General features: G+C 58.3%; 13 protein-coding genes. 1 reads left to right on the top strand and 12 read right to left on the bottom strand.

Going from position 1 to position 16,369, the window contains the following annotated elements; genetic code table 11:
- The first annotated feature begins 123 nt into the window (after window positions 1–123).
- Entirely contained in the window at window positions 124–1,044 is a 921-nt protein-coding gene (locus RGW60_RS20250) for a LysR substrate-binding domain-containing protein (protein ID WP_322167082.1), read from the top strand.
- A 73-nt stretch (window positions 1,045–1,117) separates the two neighbouring features.
- Here RGW60_RS20250 and madM read toward each other — a convergent pair whose 3' ends face one another.
- The 12 genes from madM to RGW60_RS20190 form a co-directional block, all read right to left on the bottom strand.
- Complete coding sequence (gene madM / locus RGW60_RS20245; RefSeq protein WP_322206261.1) at window positions 1,118–1,882, bottom strand: malonate transporter subunit MadM; 765 nt, start codon at window positions 1,880–1,882, stop codon at window positions 1,118–1,120.
- Window position 1,883: 1 nt separating this feature from the next.
- Complete coding sequence (gene madL, locus RGW60_RS20240; protein ID WP_322206260.1) at window positions 1,884–2,318, bottom strand: malonate transporter subunit MadL; 435 nt, start codon at window positions 2,316–2,318, stop codon at window positions 1,884–1,886.
- A 64-nt stretch (window positions 2,319–2,382) separates the two neighbouring features.
- Complete coding sequence (gene mdcH, locus RGW60_RS20235) at window positions 2,383–3,318, bottom strand: malonate decarboxylase subunit epsilon (protein WP_322206259.1); 936 nt, start codon at window positions 3,316–3,318, stop codon at window positions 2,383–2,385.
- Entirely contained in the window at window positions 3,315–3,947 is a 633-nt protein-coding gene (locus RGW60_RS20230) for a malonate decarboxylase holo-ACP synthase (protein WP_322206258.1), read from the bottom strand. Before RGW60_RS20230 ends, mdcH begins: the two co-directional genes overlap by 4 nt.
- On the bottom strand, window positions 3,947–4,750 hold the full coding sequence (gene mdcE, locus RGW60_RS20225; protein WP_322206257.1) for a biotin-independent malonate decarboxylase subunit gamma: 804 nt from the start codon (window positions 4,748–4,750) through the stop codon (window positions 3,947–3,949). Before mdcE ends, RGW60_RS20230 begins: the two co-directional genes overlap by 1 nt.
- On the bottom strand, window positions 4,747–5,598 hold the full coding sequence (locus tag RGW60_RS20220) for a biotin-independent malonate decarboxylase subunit beta (RefSeq protein WP_322206256.1): 852 nt from the start codon (window positions 5,596–5,598) through the stop codon (window positions 4,747–4,749). Before RGW60_RS20220 ends, mdcE begins: the two co-directional genes overlap by 4 nt.
- Window positions 5,591–5,890 carry a malonate decarboxylase subunit delta gene (locus RGW60_RS20215; RefSeq protein ID WP_322206255.1) on the bottom strand — a complete coding sequence of 100 codons (300 nt, stop codon included), beginning with the start codon at window positions 5,888–5,890 and terminating at the stop codon, window positions 5,591–5,593. Before RGW60_RS20215 ends, RGW60_RS20220 begins: the two co-directional genes overlap by 8 nt.
- 2 nt (window positions 5,891–5,892) lie before the next feature.
- On the bottom strand, window positions 5,893–6,768 hold the full coding sequence (locus RGW60_RS20210; RefSeq protein WP_322206254.1) for a triphosphoribosyl-dephospho-CoA synthase: 876 nt from the start codon (window positions 6,766–6,768) through the stop codon (window positions 5,893–5,895).
- A complete protein-coding gene (mdcA, locus tag RGW60_RS20205; protein WP_322206253.1) occupies window positions 6,768–8,444 on the bottom strand; it encodes a malonate decarboxylase subunit alpha in 1,677 nt (558 codons plus the stop codon). The genes RGW60_RS20210 and mdcA overlap by 1 nt, the downstream gene beginning before the upstream one ends.
- A gap of 144 nt (window positions 8,445–8,588) precedes the next feature.
- The gene (locus RGW60_RS20200; RefSeq protein WP_322206252.1) at window positions 8,589–9,728 is read right to left on the bottom strand and encodes a Fic family protein; all 1,140 of its coding nucleotides are present in this window, start codon (window positions 9,726–9,728) and stop codon (window positions 8,589–8,591) included.
- Between the two features lie 126 nt (window positions 9,729–9,854).
- Window positions 9,855–10,337 (bottom strand): chemotaxis protein CheW, encoded by a 483-nt coding sequence (locus RGW60_RS20195; protein ID WP_322206251.1) that lies wholly within the window; start codon window positions 10,335–10,337, stop codon window positions 9,855–9,857.
- The gene (locus tag RGW60_RS20190; protein ID WP_322206250.1) at window positions 10,330–16,338 is read right to left on the bottom strand and encodes an Hpt domain-containing protein; all 6,009 of its coding nucleotides are present in this window, start codon (window positions 16,336–16,338) and stop codon (window positions 10,330–10,332) included. Before RGW60_RS20190 ends, RGW60_RS20195 begins: the two co-directional genes overlap by 8 nt.
- Between the last annotated feature and the right edge of the window lie 31 nt (window positions 16,339–16,369).

Raw genomic sequence — 16,369 nt, 5'->3', positions numbered from 1 at the left:
CTGATCTGAATCGGCACTGGCCTGGGTGTGATCGGTGGCTTGTTGTCCACCGACTGCTTTTGACCTACAGCCATCGGCCAACGACTCGGGCACAATTGCGCCATTCGAATAAGAGTGCCCGTTATGTTGATCGACGAAGAACTGACCTTGAAGAAGCTGGAGATCTTCCTGGCCTTCATGCGTACCGGCAACTTGGCGCGGGCGGCTGTTGAGTTGCAGACCAGCAACGTCAGCGTACACCGGGCCATTCATTCGCTGGAAAGCGCCTTGCGCTGCCCGCTGTTCAAGCACGAAGGTCGTAACCTGACGCCGTTGGAAAGCGCGTACGTGCTGGAAGAGCGTGCGCAAAAGTTGATCCAGGACGTGGTCAAAACCGTTGAAGTGACGCGTCAGGCTGCTGGATTTTCAGCAGCACGTTTTAAGCTTGGGGCACTGTATTCCCTCACCGTCAAAACCGTTCCGCAACTGATCATGGGCTTGAAAATACGCCGTAGCGAGCTGAACATCGACTTGATTCTCGGCTCGAACATCGACCTGTTCTACAAGCTGAAAAACATGGAAGTGGACGCGATTCTGGTGTCGCTCAACGAAAGCGTCAGTGATCCGGACTGCGAGCAACTGCCGCTGTTCTCCGACGACATCTTCCTCGCGGCTCCCGCAGACTCACCGTTCTCGCACCAAAGCGAAGTCGACCTTAGCGACCTGCGCGAAGCCACCTTCCTGACCCTGACCCAAGGCTTCGCCACCCACCAGGACGGGGTTCGGGTGTTTCAACAAGCGGGCTTTGAGCCAAAAGTAGCGATGCAGGTCAACGACATATTCACCTTGCTGAGCATGGTCAGCTCCGGAGTCGGCTATGCGTTGCTGCCAGGACGGGTCGCGGCGGTGTACGAAAATCGGGTGCGCTTAATCCCGCTCCAGAAACGCTATCGCATGCAACAACACATTGGCGTGGTGTTCCTGAAAGCCAAAGAGCGCGACCCAAATTTATTGGCCTTGGTGGCTGAGTGCCGGATGTATGCGAATCGGCATTCCCAGGGTTGATGCAGCTTTAAACCGCCTCGCCAACACATTGGCTCTGTAGGAGCCAACGTGTTGGCGCGAGAAGCCCTTTTGCTTAGCCCATAATCCCGCGCACGATGAAGTACAACACCGAAGGCCCTAGCAGGCAGCCCAAGCCGGTGTGGAAGGTCGCGGTGAGTGCGCCGTAGGGCACCAGACGGCGGTCGGTGGCGGCGAGCCCGGCGGTGACGCCGCTGACGGTACCGGCCAGGCCACCGAAGACCATCGCCGAGCGAGGGTTGTCGAGACCCATCCAGCGTGCCGCCATCGGGGTCGCAACCATCACCAGAATTGCTTTGATCAACCCGGTGGCAATGGACAACGCCATTACAGCGGAGCTTGCGCCGATGGCAGCGCCAGTGACGGGGCCGACGATGTAGGTCACAGCACCCGCACCGATGGTGGTCATGCTGATCGCATCACGGTAACCGAACATCCAGGCGATGCTCGCACCGACGATAAAGGGCAGTGTGGTGCCGAGCAGCAGGGCGATGACGCCGATCATTCCAGCTTTGCGCGCTTCGCTGGCTTGCACTTCGAACGCAGTGGCAACAATGGCGAAATCACGCAACATGGCGCCGCCCATCAAGCCAATGCCGGAAAACAGGCTGATATCCGCCAAGCCTTTTTCGCCTCCGGTCATGGTCCCGCCGATCCACGCCAGGATTAGCCCGATCACAATCGCAATCGCCGAGCCATGTATGCGGCCAAACGTCAGACGTTTCGAGATAACGACGGACATCCACATGACGATGCCGACAAACGCAAAAGCCGTAATCAGCCCGTAGTGCCCGAGGTCTTTTTCCAGTAGTGGCCACATATCAACGTCCCCCTGCGGTGGTTACAACAGGCGAAGCCGGTAAGGTTTCCAACGGTTCTTCAGCCGGCAGCGGTTCGCCTTTGTTGATTCGGCTGATGAAGGCAATGACGCAACCACATACCAGCACCGAGGCGACGGCGGCCAAAATGGCAACCGGACCGCCGTGCAAGGCAGCGACTACGTTTTGTTGAGCGGCCATAGCGACCACGACGGGGATGTACATGGCGCCCCAAAAACCCACGCCCATCTCGCATTCTTTGGTCATGCCGCCGCCGCCGCGTTTCTGCATCCACAGCCGGGCGCAGATCAACAGGATCATGGCGATGCCGACACCGCCGACATTGGATTTGACGCCCAGCAACACACCCAGCATATCGCCGAGAATGACCCCTGCCAGGGTGCAGATGGCCAGCAAGGCCACACCGTAAATAATCATTATTTTTATCCTCATATTGCGTTGCTGAAGTTGTTGTTTTTATCCTTCGCAGCAGCTGTTCGATCTATGGGTTACGGCATCCCTCCTCTTGCAGTAACGCGCTTAACGTATCCATGCGGGCCCCTTGAAAGGCGACCGCCGCTCCTGGTTCAAACACTTTTCGGCCCAGCCCCGTCAGCACAGTGCCGGGCGGCAATTCGATTTGCAGACGCACGCCACGCTCATAGGCGGTGTGTACCGTGCTGCGCCAGTCGATCACCCGGCACATGTTGTAGGTCAGGTCATCGCGTAATTTATCGGCCGTCCCGACCAGTCGCGCGGTGCTGCCACTGAGGTAGCGCACGGCAGGTGCTTGCATCGAGACCTTGGCAAACGCGCTTGCCAAGGCCAACGCCGGTTGATCGAGCAACGCACAGTGGGACGGCACGCTGACCGCCAAACGTTTTGCAGCGGCTGCGCCCTTGGCTTTTGCCAAATCGGCGATTAGGGCCATCGCCGCATCGCTCCCCGCCACCACCAGTTGCGTTTCAGCGTTGATGTTGGCCAAGTACAACGGTGTTTCGGCGCTGTGGACTTCGGCGATCAGGGCCTCAACCGTGGTTTGATCAAGGCCCAGGATTGCGGTCATGCCAAAACCGCTGGGGTATGCGTTTTGCATCAGCTCACCGCGCAAGGCGACCAAGCGTAAGGCATCGCCAAACCCCAGCGACCCGGCAATCACTGCTGCGGGGTACGCACCAATGGACAGCCCTGCCACATAGGTGGGCGCTTCGCTACGTTCGATCAGCAACCGAGCACAAGCCACACCCGCAATCAATAAACACAGCTGCACGGATCGGGTACTGGTCAATGCGTCAGCAGAATCCAAGGCGACTACGTCTTCGCCTAACTCATCGCTCGCTTGGAGTAAGCACTCGCGAATGAGTGTTTCATTGGGCAATTGATGGAGCATTTGTGGGTATTGAGCACCTTGGCCGGGAAACACCATAAAGCTGCTCATGCCACTTGCTCGATCGACAGCCAGGGATTCTCGATCAAGCACGCGCCGTGATCGGTTTTCAGCAGCACCTGGCGCGCAGTTCCGGCCCACTCGCGCAACGCCACGCCGCCGTTGGGCGTTTGCAGTTGCACATCAATCCGGCAAACAGCGTATTCCAGTTGAGCGAGCAGTTGCGCCGCATGAGCGCGACTGAACAGCTCGGGCGTGCGCACGATCAAATCCAGATCGCTATCAGCATGCAGCGCGGTAAAACCGCTAGCCAGTTCAAAACCAGCGCTGCCGCTGACGCCCCAGACCATTCCTAGGTCGGCCATCACTGGCTGGATCTGCTTTAACCCTTTCATCGCAGGCCACTGATCGCCGTTGGTAAATTTGGCAGCAATCAGTTGTTCCGGCGCAACCTGACGCTGAATGTCAGCACGGTTCATCAGCGTGGCGTAGCGTTGTTGGCGCTGTTGCCCGCGTACACCCACAGCGACTTGATCCGCCGCAACCAACGCGCGACGCACCACTACCGGCTGACCGAGGCTTATGGCGTCATGAACCCACTGTGGCGCATCGGCCGACAGCATGTGCGCGGGCAAACCCCAGAGCAAATCATGGGCCTGCACTGCACCGAAGCGACTCATTACCACTGCGCCCGCAGCAGTTCACGCACTTTGGAAGATGCCGCGCGGTTTTCTGCGCCAAGGCGACTGCTCAAGTCGGTGCCCGTTGCCCGAACGTCGTTCACCGCCGCGATCAGGCCGGCTTGAACCTGCTCAATATCTTGCGCAGTGGGCTCTTCGATCTGACTGACTGAGAGAGTTTTCCAAAGCAAACCGAGGGTCGCGTAGCTGTCGATGTCATACGCCATTGGCGGCACGCTAGCAGCGAGTTTTTCCAATTCTTCGACGGTACGCAGGGTCACTCGGGCCGCAGACGCTTTGCCCATGGCATGTACCATGACGCCGGGATCGCGCAGGGCTATCAGGCGATTGGCCTGATAACCATGGGCCAGAAACGCGCCGGACATGGCCTTGCCCACCAGCAGCGCAATAACCGCATGGCCGGCCAAACGCGCACGGGCGTAGCTGTCTGCGGCGCCCGCCAGCGCTTGATGAATGCCCAATGCTTCTTCGCGGCGCCCGTACGCTTGACTCGGCACATCAACAATGGCGATTAAGGTGCGCTTGTGTTCGCTGCGCTTATCCAACTCGATGGTTTCATTCACCGCTTTCGCCAACCCCCAACCTTCCAGCAAGCCGACTTCACCGTTACGCGCCCGAGGGAAGGGATTTTCAGGGTCCGCCACCACGGCCAAAAAGCGCGCAGGCTGTTGGCCTAACTCGCCGTCGGCAACCTTCAGCGACGCAGGCAAACCCTGCACTTCAGCGGCGCCATTGCTTAGGGCTAAAAACCAGTGCAAACCCCGCACTGAGAAATCACTCATGACTGTTCTCCCCGATAAAGCGTGCGCACAGTTTGCGGATCGATCTGCGAGGTAGTGTCCAACGCGCAAAGGCGCTGCAAATAGTGTTCGTACTGATTGCTGCGATTTTGCGCAGGCAAGCCCTTGTTCAACAACGCCGTCACTTGCTGTTGAATCGCCGCCACGTCGTCGATGGCAAACGCATCCACCAACCCGCTGGCAAAGCGTTGCTCGCCACCGGTCAGGCTCCAGATGAACGGCCGATTGCGCGAGTCGTATTCTTGAATGCCCGCTTCTTGTTCGATAACTTGCGGACCGTTCAAGCCCAAACGAGCTTCTTGGGTCACCAACAAATAGCTGCACAAGCCTGCGGCGATGGACATACCGCCGAAGCAACCAACGCTGCCCGCCACTACGCCGATCACCGGTTGATATTGGCGAAGGTCGACAATCGCCGCGTGAATGTCCGCAATAGCCGCCAGACCCAGATTGGCTTCCTGCAAACGCACGCCACCGGTTTCCAGCAGCAATACAGCGGCGGTAGGAATACCGTTGCGGTTGTCTTCAGCGGCCAGTTCCAGGACGCCGGCCATTTTCGCACCGCCGACTTCACCCATGCTGCCGCCCTGAAACGCACCTTCAATCGCGGCGACCACCACCGGCAAACCACCGATGGTGCCTTTGGCAATCACTACCCCGTCGTCGGCTTGGGGCACGACGCCTTGTTTGGCCAACCACGGCGACATCATGCGGTCGAACGGGCCGATTAATTCACGAAAACTCCCGGCATCCAATACGGCACGGGCTCGCTGGCGAGCATTGAGTTCGACGAAGCTGTGCTGCTTGAGCAAGCGTGCGCTGTCAGTCATGGCCGATTTCCTCGAAACCCTGTTCCATACGCAAGCGCACCACACCGGGCGTCGCGCCAAAGTCATGAATATCGATGCTCATGGCCGGCGGCGTTTGCCCATCGAACATACGCTCGAACAGGTGCTGCCAACGCGACGAAGCACCATTGACCGACGTCGTCACCTGAATCGACAACTTGCCCGGTTCGCCGGGTTCGAGCATCACTTCCAGATCGCCCGAACCGACACAGCCCACCAGTGCACGGCCCGACGGCGGTTGCCCGGCAGGGAATTCAAAAGAAAGGGTTTCCATGATCAAACATTCCTCGAGTGTTCGCCGAGCCCAGGCTCAAGGCTATCGATAAACAGGCACGCTGCGAGCAGGTCCGCAGCGCCACCGGGCGATGCATTCAGGCTCAACAACTGCAGATCCAATTCATGCAGACAACGCCGACCCGCGAGGCTGGCACTGCCGCCAGCATCCAGCACTTTCTGTGCGCCGAGCTGCATAGCTCGAAGACCGGTTTCCCCTGCGCGGTACAGCACACAGGTGTCACCCAACGTGGTCATGATCGCCAGCAGCGCATCAAGTCGAGCGTTCTGCTCGCCTCGCCCGGCCGCACGGCTGCGTTGCAACTGCGGCAGGCCGAAGTGCAGCGCTGCCGGAAAGCCCAACTGCGCCTGCTCCCGAGCGCCGTGTGCGCCGTAGCGCTGAGCGACTTCAGCGCCGTGGCTGTTTTGAACCGGTGAATGACGGTCGTTGATCAAGGCCAGGCGCGCCGCTCGCAGACTGATGGCGGCGGGTGTTTGATTCGCCGGTTCCAGCGCGACCGCGACCACCAGCAAGCCTAGCGCCCAAATTGCCCCGCGATGGGTATTCACCCCGCCGGTGGTGCGCAGCATGGCGGCTTCGCCGTCGCGACCGATGCGGCCGATGGCTTCACGCAACGGCTGACCGACCACGCCAAATTTCAGTGCCGCTTCGGCCATCTCTTTAAACGCCGGCCACAACGATAAGGCCGACGCGTGCATCAAGCCCAGGTGCAAATCGCTGTGCGCGCCATTACCGCGACGGTCCACCAGCGCTGGCTTGGGCGACAGGTCGGCTTCGTCAATCAGCGCCTCCACGGCGAGGTCGGCCAGGCAGTCTGCCAGCGAGCTGGGGCAGAGTTTCAGTTTGAGTGCGCGCATCACCAGCTCCTGAATTGGGCGGGTGGGCTGTACAAGCCTCCAGACCACGCCACCAGATCGGCAACGCTTTTGGCAGCGAGCAGCTCGCGGCTGGCATCGGTACGGCGGATACCCAAATCTTCCGGCAGGGCAATCAAGCCTTCGCGACGCATCCGCGCCGTGTCTTTGGGGTTGTGCCGCATGCCAATAACGGTGACACCGGCGACGGCCGCGATCATGGCCTGACGCTCTTCCAGCGAGCGCGCCTTGTACAGGTAAGCGATGCCTTCTTCGGTGAGCAAGTGGGTGACGTCATCGCCGTAAATCATGATCGGCGCCAGGGCCATGCCGCTTTTTTTCGCGACGTCCACTGCATCCAGGGTTTCGACGAAGGTCGGTTTTCCGCCCTCCTGGAAAGTCTCGACCATTTGCACCACGAGCTTTTTGCCGCGCTCAAGGTAAGCCGCCGGACCATCACCGGTTTGCTGGCGCATGTCTAACCACGCGGGGGTAGCGTGACGACGGCCGTGAGGATCATGGCCCATGTTCGGCGCACCTCCGAAACCGGCCAGACGACCACGGGTGACGGTTGAGGAATGGCCATCGCCATCGACCTGCAATGTCGCGCCGATAAACAAATCCACCGCGTACTGACCGGCCAGCTGACAGATCATCCGGTTGGAGCGCAGCGAGCCGTCCCGACCGGTGAAGAACACGTCCGGGCGGGCGGCGATGTAGTTTTCCATGCCCAGTTCGGTGCCGAAACAATGGATGCTTTGGACCCAGCCGCTTTCGATTGCCGGGATCAAGGTCGGGTGCGGGTTGAGCGTCCAGTTGCGGCAAATCTTGCCTTTGAGCCCCAAGGATTCGCCGTAGGTGGGCAGAATCAACTCGATGGCGGCGGTGTTAAAACCGATGCCGTGGTTGAGCGACTGAACGTTATGTTTTTCGTAAATGCCACGGATCGCCATCATCGCCATCAACACGTGCACGGGTTTGATGTGACGCGGGTCGCGGGTGAACAGCGGTTCGATGTAGAACGGTTGGTCGGCCAATACCACGAAGTCGACCCACGAGGCTGGGATGTCGACACGTGGTAGATCGCTGACATCGTCGACGATCTGATTAACCTGGAAGATCACGATGCCATCGCTGAACGCGGCAGGTTCCACCAGTGCGGGGGTGTCTTCGGTGCTGGGCCCGGTGTAGATATTGCCAGCGCGGTCGGCCATGAAACCGGCTGACAGCACGACATTCGGGATCAGGTCGACCACCAACCGCGCGTACAGCTCGATATAAGTATGGATGGCGCCGATTTCCAGCAGGCCGTCTTCCAGCAACTGGCTGATGCGCAGGCTTTGGGTGCCGGCAAAGGAAAAGTCGAGCTTGCGGGCGATGCCCAGTTCGAAGAGGTCCAGGTGTTCCGAGCGGCCAACGCTGGGCATGATCATGTGCAGATCGTGCAGCTTGGCGGGATCGACTTTGGCCAGCGAGCGGGAGAGAAAATCTGCCTGCTTCTGGTTGTTACCTTCTAAAACCACACGGTCGCCGGGAGCAATCAGCGCCTCAAGCGCCGCGACGATGTGTTCAGTCGGCAGTACCACGCCATCGGCGAGAAACCGCACCTGCTCAAGCCGCCGCTGCTTTTCGCTGCGCCGACGCGACCAGCGCGGGTCGAGTGTTGTTGTTATGGTCATGCTGGCTCCACGAATTCGCTGTCGTGGAGCACCTTAGAAGCGAATGGCCTTGAGCATCAATCAAGCAAAAAGCGTAATCGTTACGGCTAGGGTAATGATTAGTACGCTTAGCCGCAGTTCATGTCACCCAGCCTGTAAGCGGCGTTACCTCCAATCAATCTGATACCGCGTGCTGCGCCCGCCGCCTGGCAGTTTCTGCAGGCAACCTTTTTCCACTAGGTCGCTCAGGTGCCGGGTGGCGGTGGCCTTGCTGACCTTGGCCACGGCCTGGTATTGAGCGGCGCTGATGCCTGCCTCAAAACCGTTTTTATCTGCCAACACGTCGCCGTCCAGCAACCGGTTAAGCACTTTGACCTGCTCGACCGATAATCCATGGGCGCGGTGTTGCTGCCAATAACGTGCCTTGGCTAACACGCGGTCTATGCGCTTTATCGCCTGCTCCAGTGTTTGCAGCAGCGTTTGCAGGAACCACTCCAGCCACGCAGTAATATCCAGCGCAGCTTTCTGGCTGTTTTCTAAAATCTGGTAATACCCTTGACGCGCAGCAAGAATGTTTGCCGACATGGCGTAAAAACGGATGGCCTGGTTGTCGCCCTGAGCCAACGCCAAGTCAGTAATAGCGCGGGTCAGGCGACCATTACCGTCGTCGAACGGGTGTAAGGTCACGAACCAGAAGTGCGCAATGCCTGCTCGCAGGAAAGGATCAATGCTCGTGTCGGTCCTGCTGCTTTCGAACCAGTTGAGAAAATCTGCGAGCTGAGTTTCCAGCCCCTCACGCGGTGGGGCCTGGAAATGCACGGTTGGCCGATCCATCCTGCCAGACACCACCTGCATGGGTTCGTCGCCACGCAAAGCGCCGACACTAATGCTGTGTGCCGCATAGGTGTCTTCCATAGGGAACAGCAGTGTGTGCCACTGCAGCAGTCGCTCAAGGGTCAACGACGACTGATGTTGTTGGGTGGCATCAAGCATCAATTCGGCCAAGCCTTCGCTGCGCTGACTGACACGCCGGTCTCCCGCCAGCCCAAGACGCCGAGCCAAGGATGAACGCACCGAACCTGCATTCAGTTGCTCCCCTTCGATGGCCGACGAGGTGATGATGTTCTGAAGCAATGCATCCAGTTCGGTCTGTGCGCTGGCGTCTGCTCCTGCCGCGCCGATCATGCCCAACAGTTGCCCCTGTGCTTGAGAGCAGGCGCGCAGCAACGCAGCCAAACGTTCAGCCTGCCAAGTGAAATGTGGCCATGCCCGTTGTTGCCAAATCCAATCAATAAGCACGCTCATTCGCCTCCCCTTACGTACATGAGCCGAATAATAGCCTTATTCGGCTCATTTTGTGAGCCGAATAAGGCTATTATTCGGCTCACTGCTGTATGGCGGCAACATAAGCATTGTTCGAACGGCGGGAATCTAAACCAACCCAGCCTCAACCAACCACTCTTCCAACCCCACCAAATCGGGAATTTTGGCGATGGTGTCGCCGACTTGCACCGCAGCCAGTTCCAACTCGGCCAGTTGAACGTCGACGTAACTGAGTTGGCTATCGACTTTGCACGAGCGGGGGATGCCTTGGGTCAGCAGGGCGATGAATTTCAGCTCGTCGCGGCCGCCCAGCGCATTGAGGACGACGATGCGTGCGCGGCCGCCGACGCGGGTGCGAGCGCCGCAGGCGGCTTCGAAACTGAGCAGCGGCAAGGTACGATTGCGCCAGCTGATCGGCCCGAGATACCAGTTAGGCGCATCGGGTTCGGCCTTGCTGTCCTGATAATCGATCAGCTCAGCCACGGCAATGTTGGGCAGCAATAAACAGCGGTCACTCAATGGCAGCAGCAGTCCTGTCAAAGTGCTGACATGGCTACTCAAGTTCCGGGAGGTAACGGTGACGCTAGACATGAACCTGACTCCATTGGGCAATGCTCTCCAGCAGCACCGACTCCTGATATGGCTTGCTCAGATAATCGTTTACGCCGATGGTCATGGCGTGGTCGCGATGCTTTTGCCCCGAGCGTGAGGTGATCATGATGATCGGCAGTTTTTTGAGGCGTTGATCAGCGCGAATTCGACTGGCGACTTCAAAGCCGTCCATGCGCGGCATCTCGATGTCCAGCAGCAGTACGTCAGGCGTATTTTCTTGTAACAGCGCCATGGCATCGATGCCGTCTTTGGCGGTGAGAACGTTCATACCATTGCGTTCGAGCAAGCGACTGGTCACTTTGCGCACCGTTACAGAATCATCAACCACCATGACCAATAGCGGTCGCACCTGCTCCACTTCGATGTATTTCGGTGCGCTAAGGCCCGCCGCTTGCTGGGTCAAGAGCCGCAGATTTAATGCACGAATATGGGCAAGCAAGTCCAGAATGAACACCACGCGGCCGTCGCCTAGAATTGTCGCGCCGGAAATACCCTGCAACCCCGCGAACTGTGCGCCCAGGCTTTTGACCACGATTTCCCGTGAGCCCGCCAGCGCGTCGACTTGCACCGCGACCCAATGGTCGTGCGCACGCACCAATAGGACTGGCAGCGGTTGGGTCTGCCCGAGCAACTTTGGTGGCAGGCCGTTATTCAATAATTCACCGAGGTAACGCAATTCATAACTGCGTTCGGCAAATTGATAGCGTGGTGGATCTGATTGATAACAGGCTTCCAATTCGTGAGGCATGACCCGCACGATGCCTTCTACGGTGTTCAATGGTACGGCGTACTGCTCCTCACCACACTGAACCATGAGCGCCCGGTTGACCGACACCGTAAAGGGCAACCGGATCTGAAAGCGCGTGCCCCGTCCCGGTTTGGAGTCAATAATCATTGAGCCGCCGAGCTGTTTGACCTCAGCGTGAACCACGTCCATGCCTACGCCACGACCGGAAATCTGAGTGACTTTTTCCGCAGTAGAGAACCCTGCCTGAAGGATGAATTGCAGCAGCTCATAATCACTCAGCTCAGCCGTTGCATCGATCAAGCCGCGCTTAATAGCCTTGCTTCGCACCGCATTAAGATCCACGCCAGCACCGTCATCACGCATTTCAATAACGATATCGCCGCCTTCGTGGACCAGGCTCAAACTGATCCTGCCTTCTTCGGGCTTGCCCGCAGCCCGACGTTCCTCAGCGCTCTCCAGACCGTGATCGATGGCGTTACGGAGCATATGCTCCAGCGGCGCGACCATACGTTCCAGGACGCTTCGGTCCATCTCGCCTTCGGCACTGCCGACGTCAAAATTAACCTGTTTATCCAGCTCCCCCGCAACCTGCCGCACGATCCGGCGCAAACGCGGCAATAGGCGTTCGAACGGCACCATACGCGTACGCATCAAGCCTTCCTGCAACTCGGTATTAACCCGAGCTTGCTGGGACAACAGCCGTTGCGCATCCTGGTTGCGGGTGTGGAGCGTTTCTTTGAGGTCCAGCAAGTCGGAGGCCGACTCGAACAAGGCCCGCGACAACTGCTGCAATTGCGAATGACGGTCCATTTCCAGCGGATCGAACTCTTCGTAGCCCAACCGCTCTGCCTGAACCTGTTCGCGGCTGAGGATTCGGCCTTGGGTTTCGATGTCCAGACGTCGAAGCTGATCACGCATACGTTCGATGGTTGTTTCCATTTCGGCCAAAGTCACTTCGACGTCGGTGACTTGCTGCTCGATGCGTCCGCGGAAAATCGATGTCTCGCCTGCCAGATTGACCAGGCTTTCCAACTGTTCAGCGGCTATCTTGACCATTTCCGTTGGCGTACGGTCGGCTTCGGGGTCCATCTGCGGGACAACGTGCGATAACGGCTCGATGGCCACGTCTGGTTCAACGCTTGCAGAGCGCTCGCTCAATTCACCGTTAGGGCTGAACCGGTGGATGCTGTCGATCAACAAGGTGGTGCTGGGCAATGGCTCATTCACACGTACTGCATCAAGCATGTCGGCGAGAAAGTCGTGCCCACTTTGCAGCAAACTAATCAGCAGCGGCTGGCTGTGTAAGGAGCCAGCCGCCAATCCCTCATAGAGAAACTCCAACTCGTGGGCAAGGTCGCCAATAGGAGCGATTTCGACCATCCGCGCACCGCCCTTGAGCGTGTGCAAATCCCGCAGCAGGTTTTCTACTTCAAGGGTATTGGTCGGATCATCTTGCCAGCGAGCTAACGCGCTACCAGAGCTTTCAAGGATGTCGAAACCTTCTTCGAGAAAGATCTCCAACAATTCAGGATCGCTTTCGTGAAGGGTTTCCACGGCTGATTTCGCTGACTTGATCTCGGGCTCCAGGCTTTGCACGACGATGTTGTCCTGTCGAAACGCACGAATGGATTCGATCAGTCGGGCAGGGCATGTCAGCGGCTGATTGGCCTGCAATTGCTCCAGCAAAACGGCAAGCAGGTCGTGGCTGCGCTGCAGCAGGCTGGCCATTTCTGGCGAATAGCTAAAGCGGCGATCAATCAACCCTTCATACAGCGTCTCCAGCTCATGACCCAAATCACCCACCGGCCGGATTTCAGCCATGCGCGCCCCACCCTTCAGGGTGTGCAAGTCGCGCTGTAGCGACGACAACGGCATTGGGTTTTCAGGATCATCCAACCAGCGACGCAAGGCATCTCCGGCACTGTCGAGAATATCCACGGCTTCTTCGAGGAAGATTTCCACAATCTCGTCGTCGATGCCGCTGGGGGTCGCAGAAGCCTCACTCGTCAGGCTGTCATTGGGCAGTTGGGCCGTGAGCCGCTCAGTGGCCGCATTCAGCTCGGTAATGCTTGGCACGAGACTGCTGCCATGGTTTTTAATCACACCCATAGCACTTGGGTCGAGCGCTTGATCGAGCAAGTCACGCAGCGCTTGAATGTGCTCAGGACGGGGGTGGACTTCTTGACCTGCCGCCACTTGGTCGAGCATATCGATCAAGGCGTCATGACCACTCGCCGCCTCTTCAAAAAACAGCTCGCTAACCGCTAGGCTGCTTTCTTCCACGGCTCCGTACAGGTCGAGCAACGCTTCGCATAACGCATCGACCTGCGGTAAATCGGCCAGGTGTGCTCCGTGGCCAAGGGTGGTTAATTCATCGAGTAACGCGCTGAGCTCCTGACGCTCGCCAGGGTGTTCTCGCCAGCGCTGCAATAAGCTCTCAGCGTCGAGCAGAATGTCCATTCCTTCAGCCAGAAAAGACGCAATCAGCTGCGGATTTCGCTTCAATCGCAGGCCGCTGTTGGGTGCGCTGAGCGCAGTTTTCAAGCGCTGTTGCAGCAGTTCAAGGACATTCGCGATGTAGTGCTCGGCACCAGCAATAACCGCGAGCGGCTCACTGTCGAGCTGCATCAGCCCTTGGTTGAACAGCGGTTCGGCAGCGCGCAGCAATTGAATTTCCGCATGCCCAAACGGGATCATGTTGGCTTTAAACTCACGGACTAACTGGTCCAGCGGGCTGGCCAGTTCGGCAACAGGCACCACGCCGGCCATGTATGCGCTGCCCTTTAACGTGTGTAGCGCGCGTTGCAGGCCATCGCTGATGGCTGGTATTTCAGTATCGGTAGCGCGTCGAAGGAAACAGTCGAGCGTGTCGAGATGGCTACGTGCTTCCTGCCGGAAAATTTCCAACAACTGGGGGTCCAGCGCTTCAGCACCGTCCTCATGGTCGGGCAAAACGACGGGAGTTTCCGGTACCCGTTCCCGTTTGGCCATCGCATGGGCACGCGCTGCCAGGAGGTCCACATCTTCACGCTGACGCTGAACGTTGTCGGCAAACTCACGAATAATTGCTGGCAATAACATCAAGACGTCACTGAGCACCCCCAGAACGTCCCGATCCGGCTGGACACTTTTTTCCACTACCCGGTTTAGCAGGTTCTCCACCGACCAGGCCAACTCTGCCAGGATTAGCGCGCGCACCATGCGCCCGCTGCCTTTGAGGGTGTGAAACGCTCGCCGCACTTCGGTAAGCGCGGCAGTGTTGCTGGTGTCCTTGAACCACTGCGGTAAATGTAGGTGCAGCGCCGCCAACATTTCGTCGGTCTCTTCGAGAAACACGAAGAGCAACTCGTCATCCACCCGTTCTTCATCGACTGGGGGTGGCAGCAGGCTGGTGGGCACATGCTGCGCCGGCGGGTTAACCGCCGAGAGCGGACTGGCAAGCACTTCAGCCAAGGTGCGTGTGGAGCTGACCAACGCTTGCCGAGCATTCATTTCCAGTAACTCATCCTGAGTGATTATTTCTTCAAGCAGCGGCACGTCCATTGCTGCATTGGGGATTGGCGAATAACCTAACTGGGTCAGGCTCGCTTGCGCCATGTCTAACACGTGTTCGCCAGGTGCTTCGTGGTCCTCACCTAAGCGCTCCAAGTAGTACTCAATGCTGGTCAGGGCATCCGCCAAGCCATCGAGCTGGAGCCAGGTCGGTGGGGCGCTGTCCATCAATAACTCAGACTGAATGTAATCGTTGCAAGCAGCGATCAAGCTGGCCGCCCGCGCCAGCGGAATCATCACCAACGCCCCGCGTACTTGAACCAACAGTGCCGGCAAAGGTTGCAAGCGTTGGCGGTCCCACGACGCGTCGATGTAATCGATGATCATGTCTTTGGCTTGCTGCAAACCAATGCGCGCTTCTTTGATCACCAACTGATGAATTTGAGTCAGGTCAGTCGTGGGCAGATGGCTTTCTTCAGGGCTGGTCTGTTCCACCGGACCGACCATTCCGGCCAGCGTAGCTTCGACATACAGCAACGCACCGGCCACATCCATTAGCACCGAGTCATCGGCTTCGCTTTGCCCCTGAGCCAAGCGCTGAACTACGGCCAATTGATCAATAATGACCTTGCGCGGCTGGCCGAAACCCAGCACAGCCAGGGTATCTGCGATCTGACGCAATGGCGGCAATAAGCTGGTGAGCTCACCGACATGCTTGCGATCACTACGCACAAAGCCATCGAGACGTTCTTTGACCCGCACCAATTCTTCGCATAAGGCGACCACCACCGAACGCATGGCGTCACGATCAGGGCCGGCAAACCGAGCGCGCTCCTCATCAACCACTGCCGCATCAGGCAGCGCCTCGTCGAGTCCGTATTGCTCTTTGAGCAGCAGCATCTGCGGCGCATGGCTATCAGATTTAGCGATGTAAAACAGTAAGCTCTTGAGCAACTCATCGGGCGCGGGCTGATTTATCCCGCTGATGCCTTGCTCCAGCAAGCGCTTGAGTTCTTTGTCGGACTCTTTAAGCAACCCGCGCAGCGCCGGGCTGTTAGTGAACTGGCCGTCCGCCATTGTCTCAACCAGCGCCGACGCGATTTGCCACAACGGTCCGAGGGGTGCGTTTTCACACAGCGCCTCAAGGCGGGCGAACACTTTGGCCATATAACCGAGGTTGGTTTGTACCTCCTGCTCGCGCAGCAAACCAACCAACGCCGTTTGTAGCATTTGCCGCAATTTGCGCAGCAACGCCGCTAGATCTGGCGTATGGAGAGCGAACAGTGCCTGGGCATCAAGTTCGGGGACCGCGAGCAACTGCGGGGTGAACAGGCTGGTTTCCGACAATAGGCTTTCGCCCCGAGCGCTGCGCAGGTCGTTGAGCAGTGGCAATACCAACAAGGGCAGGTCACGCCGCGCAGAGTGGATGCGGTCCAGGTAAAGGGGTAACTGGGTCATCGCTTGTAGCAGCAACTGCACAGCTTCAGTCTGTTGCGCGGCGCGACCTTGCTGCAGCGCCAGCGCCAGTTGTTCGATTTCTTCGGCGAGCAGGGCTGCACCGTAGAATTCGATCATTTGCAGGCTGCCATGCACCTGATGCACGTAGCTTAGGCACTCAACCATAGCTGGCTCGTGAGGCTCAGCAACAAACGCTTCCAGAGCCTGGCGGGCCAGTTTCAGCGTTTCGGCAATTTCGCCTTTGACCCACTCCAGGGCCACATAGTCGTGCCGATCAACCATGACAACTCCAGTCTTTGCTTAAACGCTTCAT

It is taken from the genome of Pseudomonas sp. AB6 (genome assembly GCF_034314105.1).
Taxonomy (GTDB): domain Bacteria; phylum Pseudomonadota; class Gammaproteobacteria; order Pseudomonadales; family Pseudomonadaceae; genus Aquipseudomonas.
Note: the sequence above shows the minus strand (reverse complement) of the source record. Positions and strands in the feature narration are given on the sequence as shown.

Bases quoted from the DNA above. Each gene is read 5' to 3' on its own strand.
- RGW60_RS20250 (WP_322167082.1), top strand. From the start codon at position 124: ATGTTGATCGACGAAGAACTGACCTTGAAGAAGCTGGAGATCTTCCTG.
- madM (WP_322206261.1), bottom strand. From the start codon at position 1,882: ATGTGGCCACTACTGGAAAAAGACCTCGGGCACTACGGGCTGATTACG.
- madL (WP_322206260.1), bottom strand. From the start codon at position 2,318: ATGATTATTTACGGTGTGGCCTTGCTGGCCATCTGCACCCTGGCAGGG.
- mdcH (WP_322206259.1), bottom strand. From the start codon at position 3,318: ATGAGCAGCTTTATGGTGTTTCCCGGCCAAGGTGCTCAATACCCACAA.
- RGW60_RS20230 (WP_322206258.1), bottom strand. From the start codon at position 3,947: ATGAGTCGCTTCGGTGCAGTGCAGGCCCATGATTTGCTCTGGGGTTTG.
- mdcE (WP_322206257.1), bottom strand. From the start codon at position 4,750: ATGAGTGATTTCTCAGTGCGGGGTTTGCACTGGTTTTTAGCCCTAAGC.
- RGW60_RS20220 (WP_322206256.1), bottom strand. From the start codon at position 5,598: ATGACTGACAGCGCACGCTTGCTCAAGCAGCACAGCTTCGTCGAACTC.
- RGW60_RS20215 (WP_322206255.1), bottom strand. From the start codon at position 5,890: ATGGAAACCCTTTCTTTTGAATTCCCTGCCGGGCAACCGCCGTCGGGC.
- RGW60_RS20210 (WP_322206254.1), bottom strand. From the start codon at position 6,768: ATGCGCGCACTCAAACTGAAACTCTGCCCCAGCTCGCTGGCAGACTGC.
- mdcA (WP_322206253.1), bottom strand. From the start codon at position 8,444: ATGACCATAACAACAACACTCGACCCGCGCTGGTCGCGTCGGCGCAGC.
- RGW60_RS20200 (WP_322206252.1), bottom strand. From the start codon at position 9,728: ATGAGCGTGCTTATTGATTGGATTTGGCAACAACGGGCATGGCCACAT.
- RGW60_RS20195 (WP_322206251.1), bottom strand. From the start codon at position 10,337: ATGTCTAGCGTCACCGTTACCTCCCGGAACTTGAGTAGCCATGTCAGC.
- RGW60_RS20190 (WP_322206250.1), bottom strand. From the start codon at position 16,338: ATGGTTGATCGGCACGACTATGTGGCCCTGGAGTGGGTCAAAGGCGAA.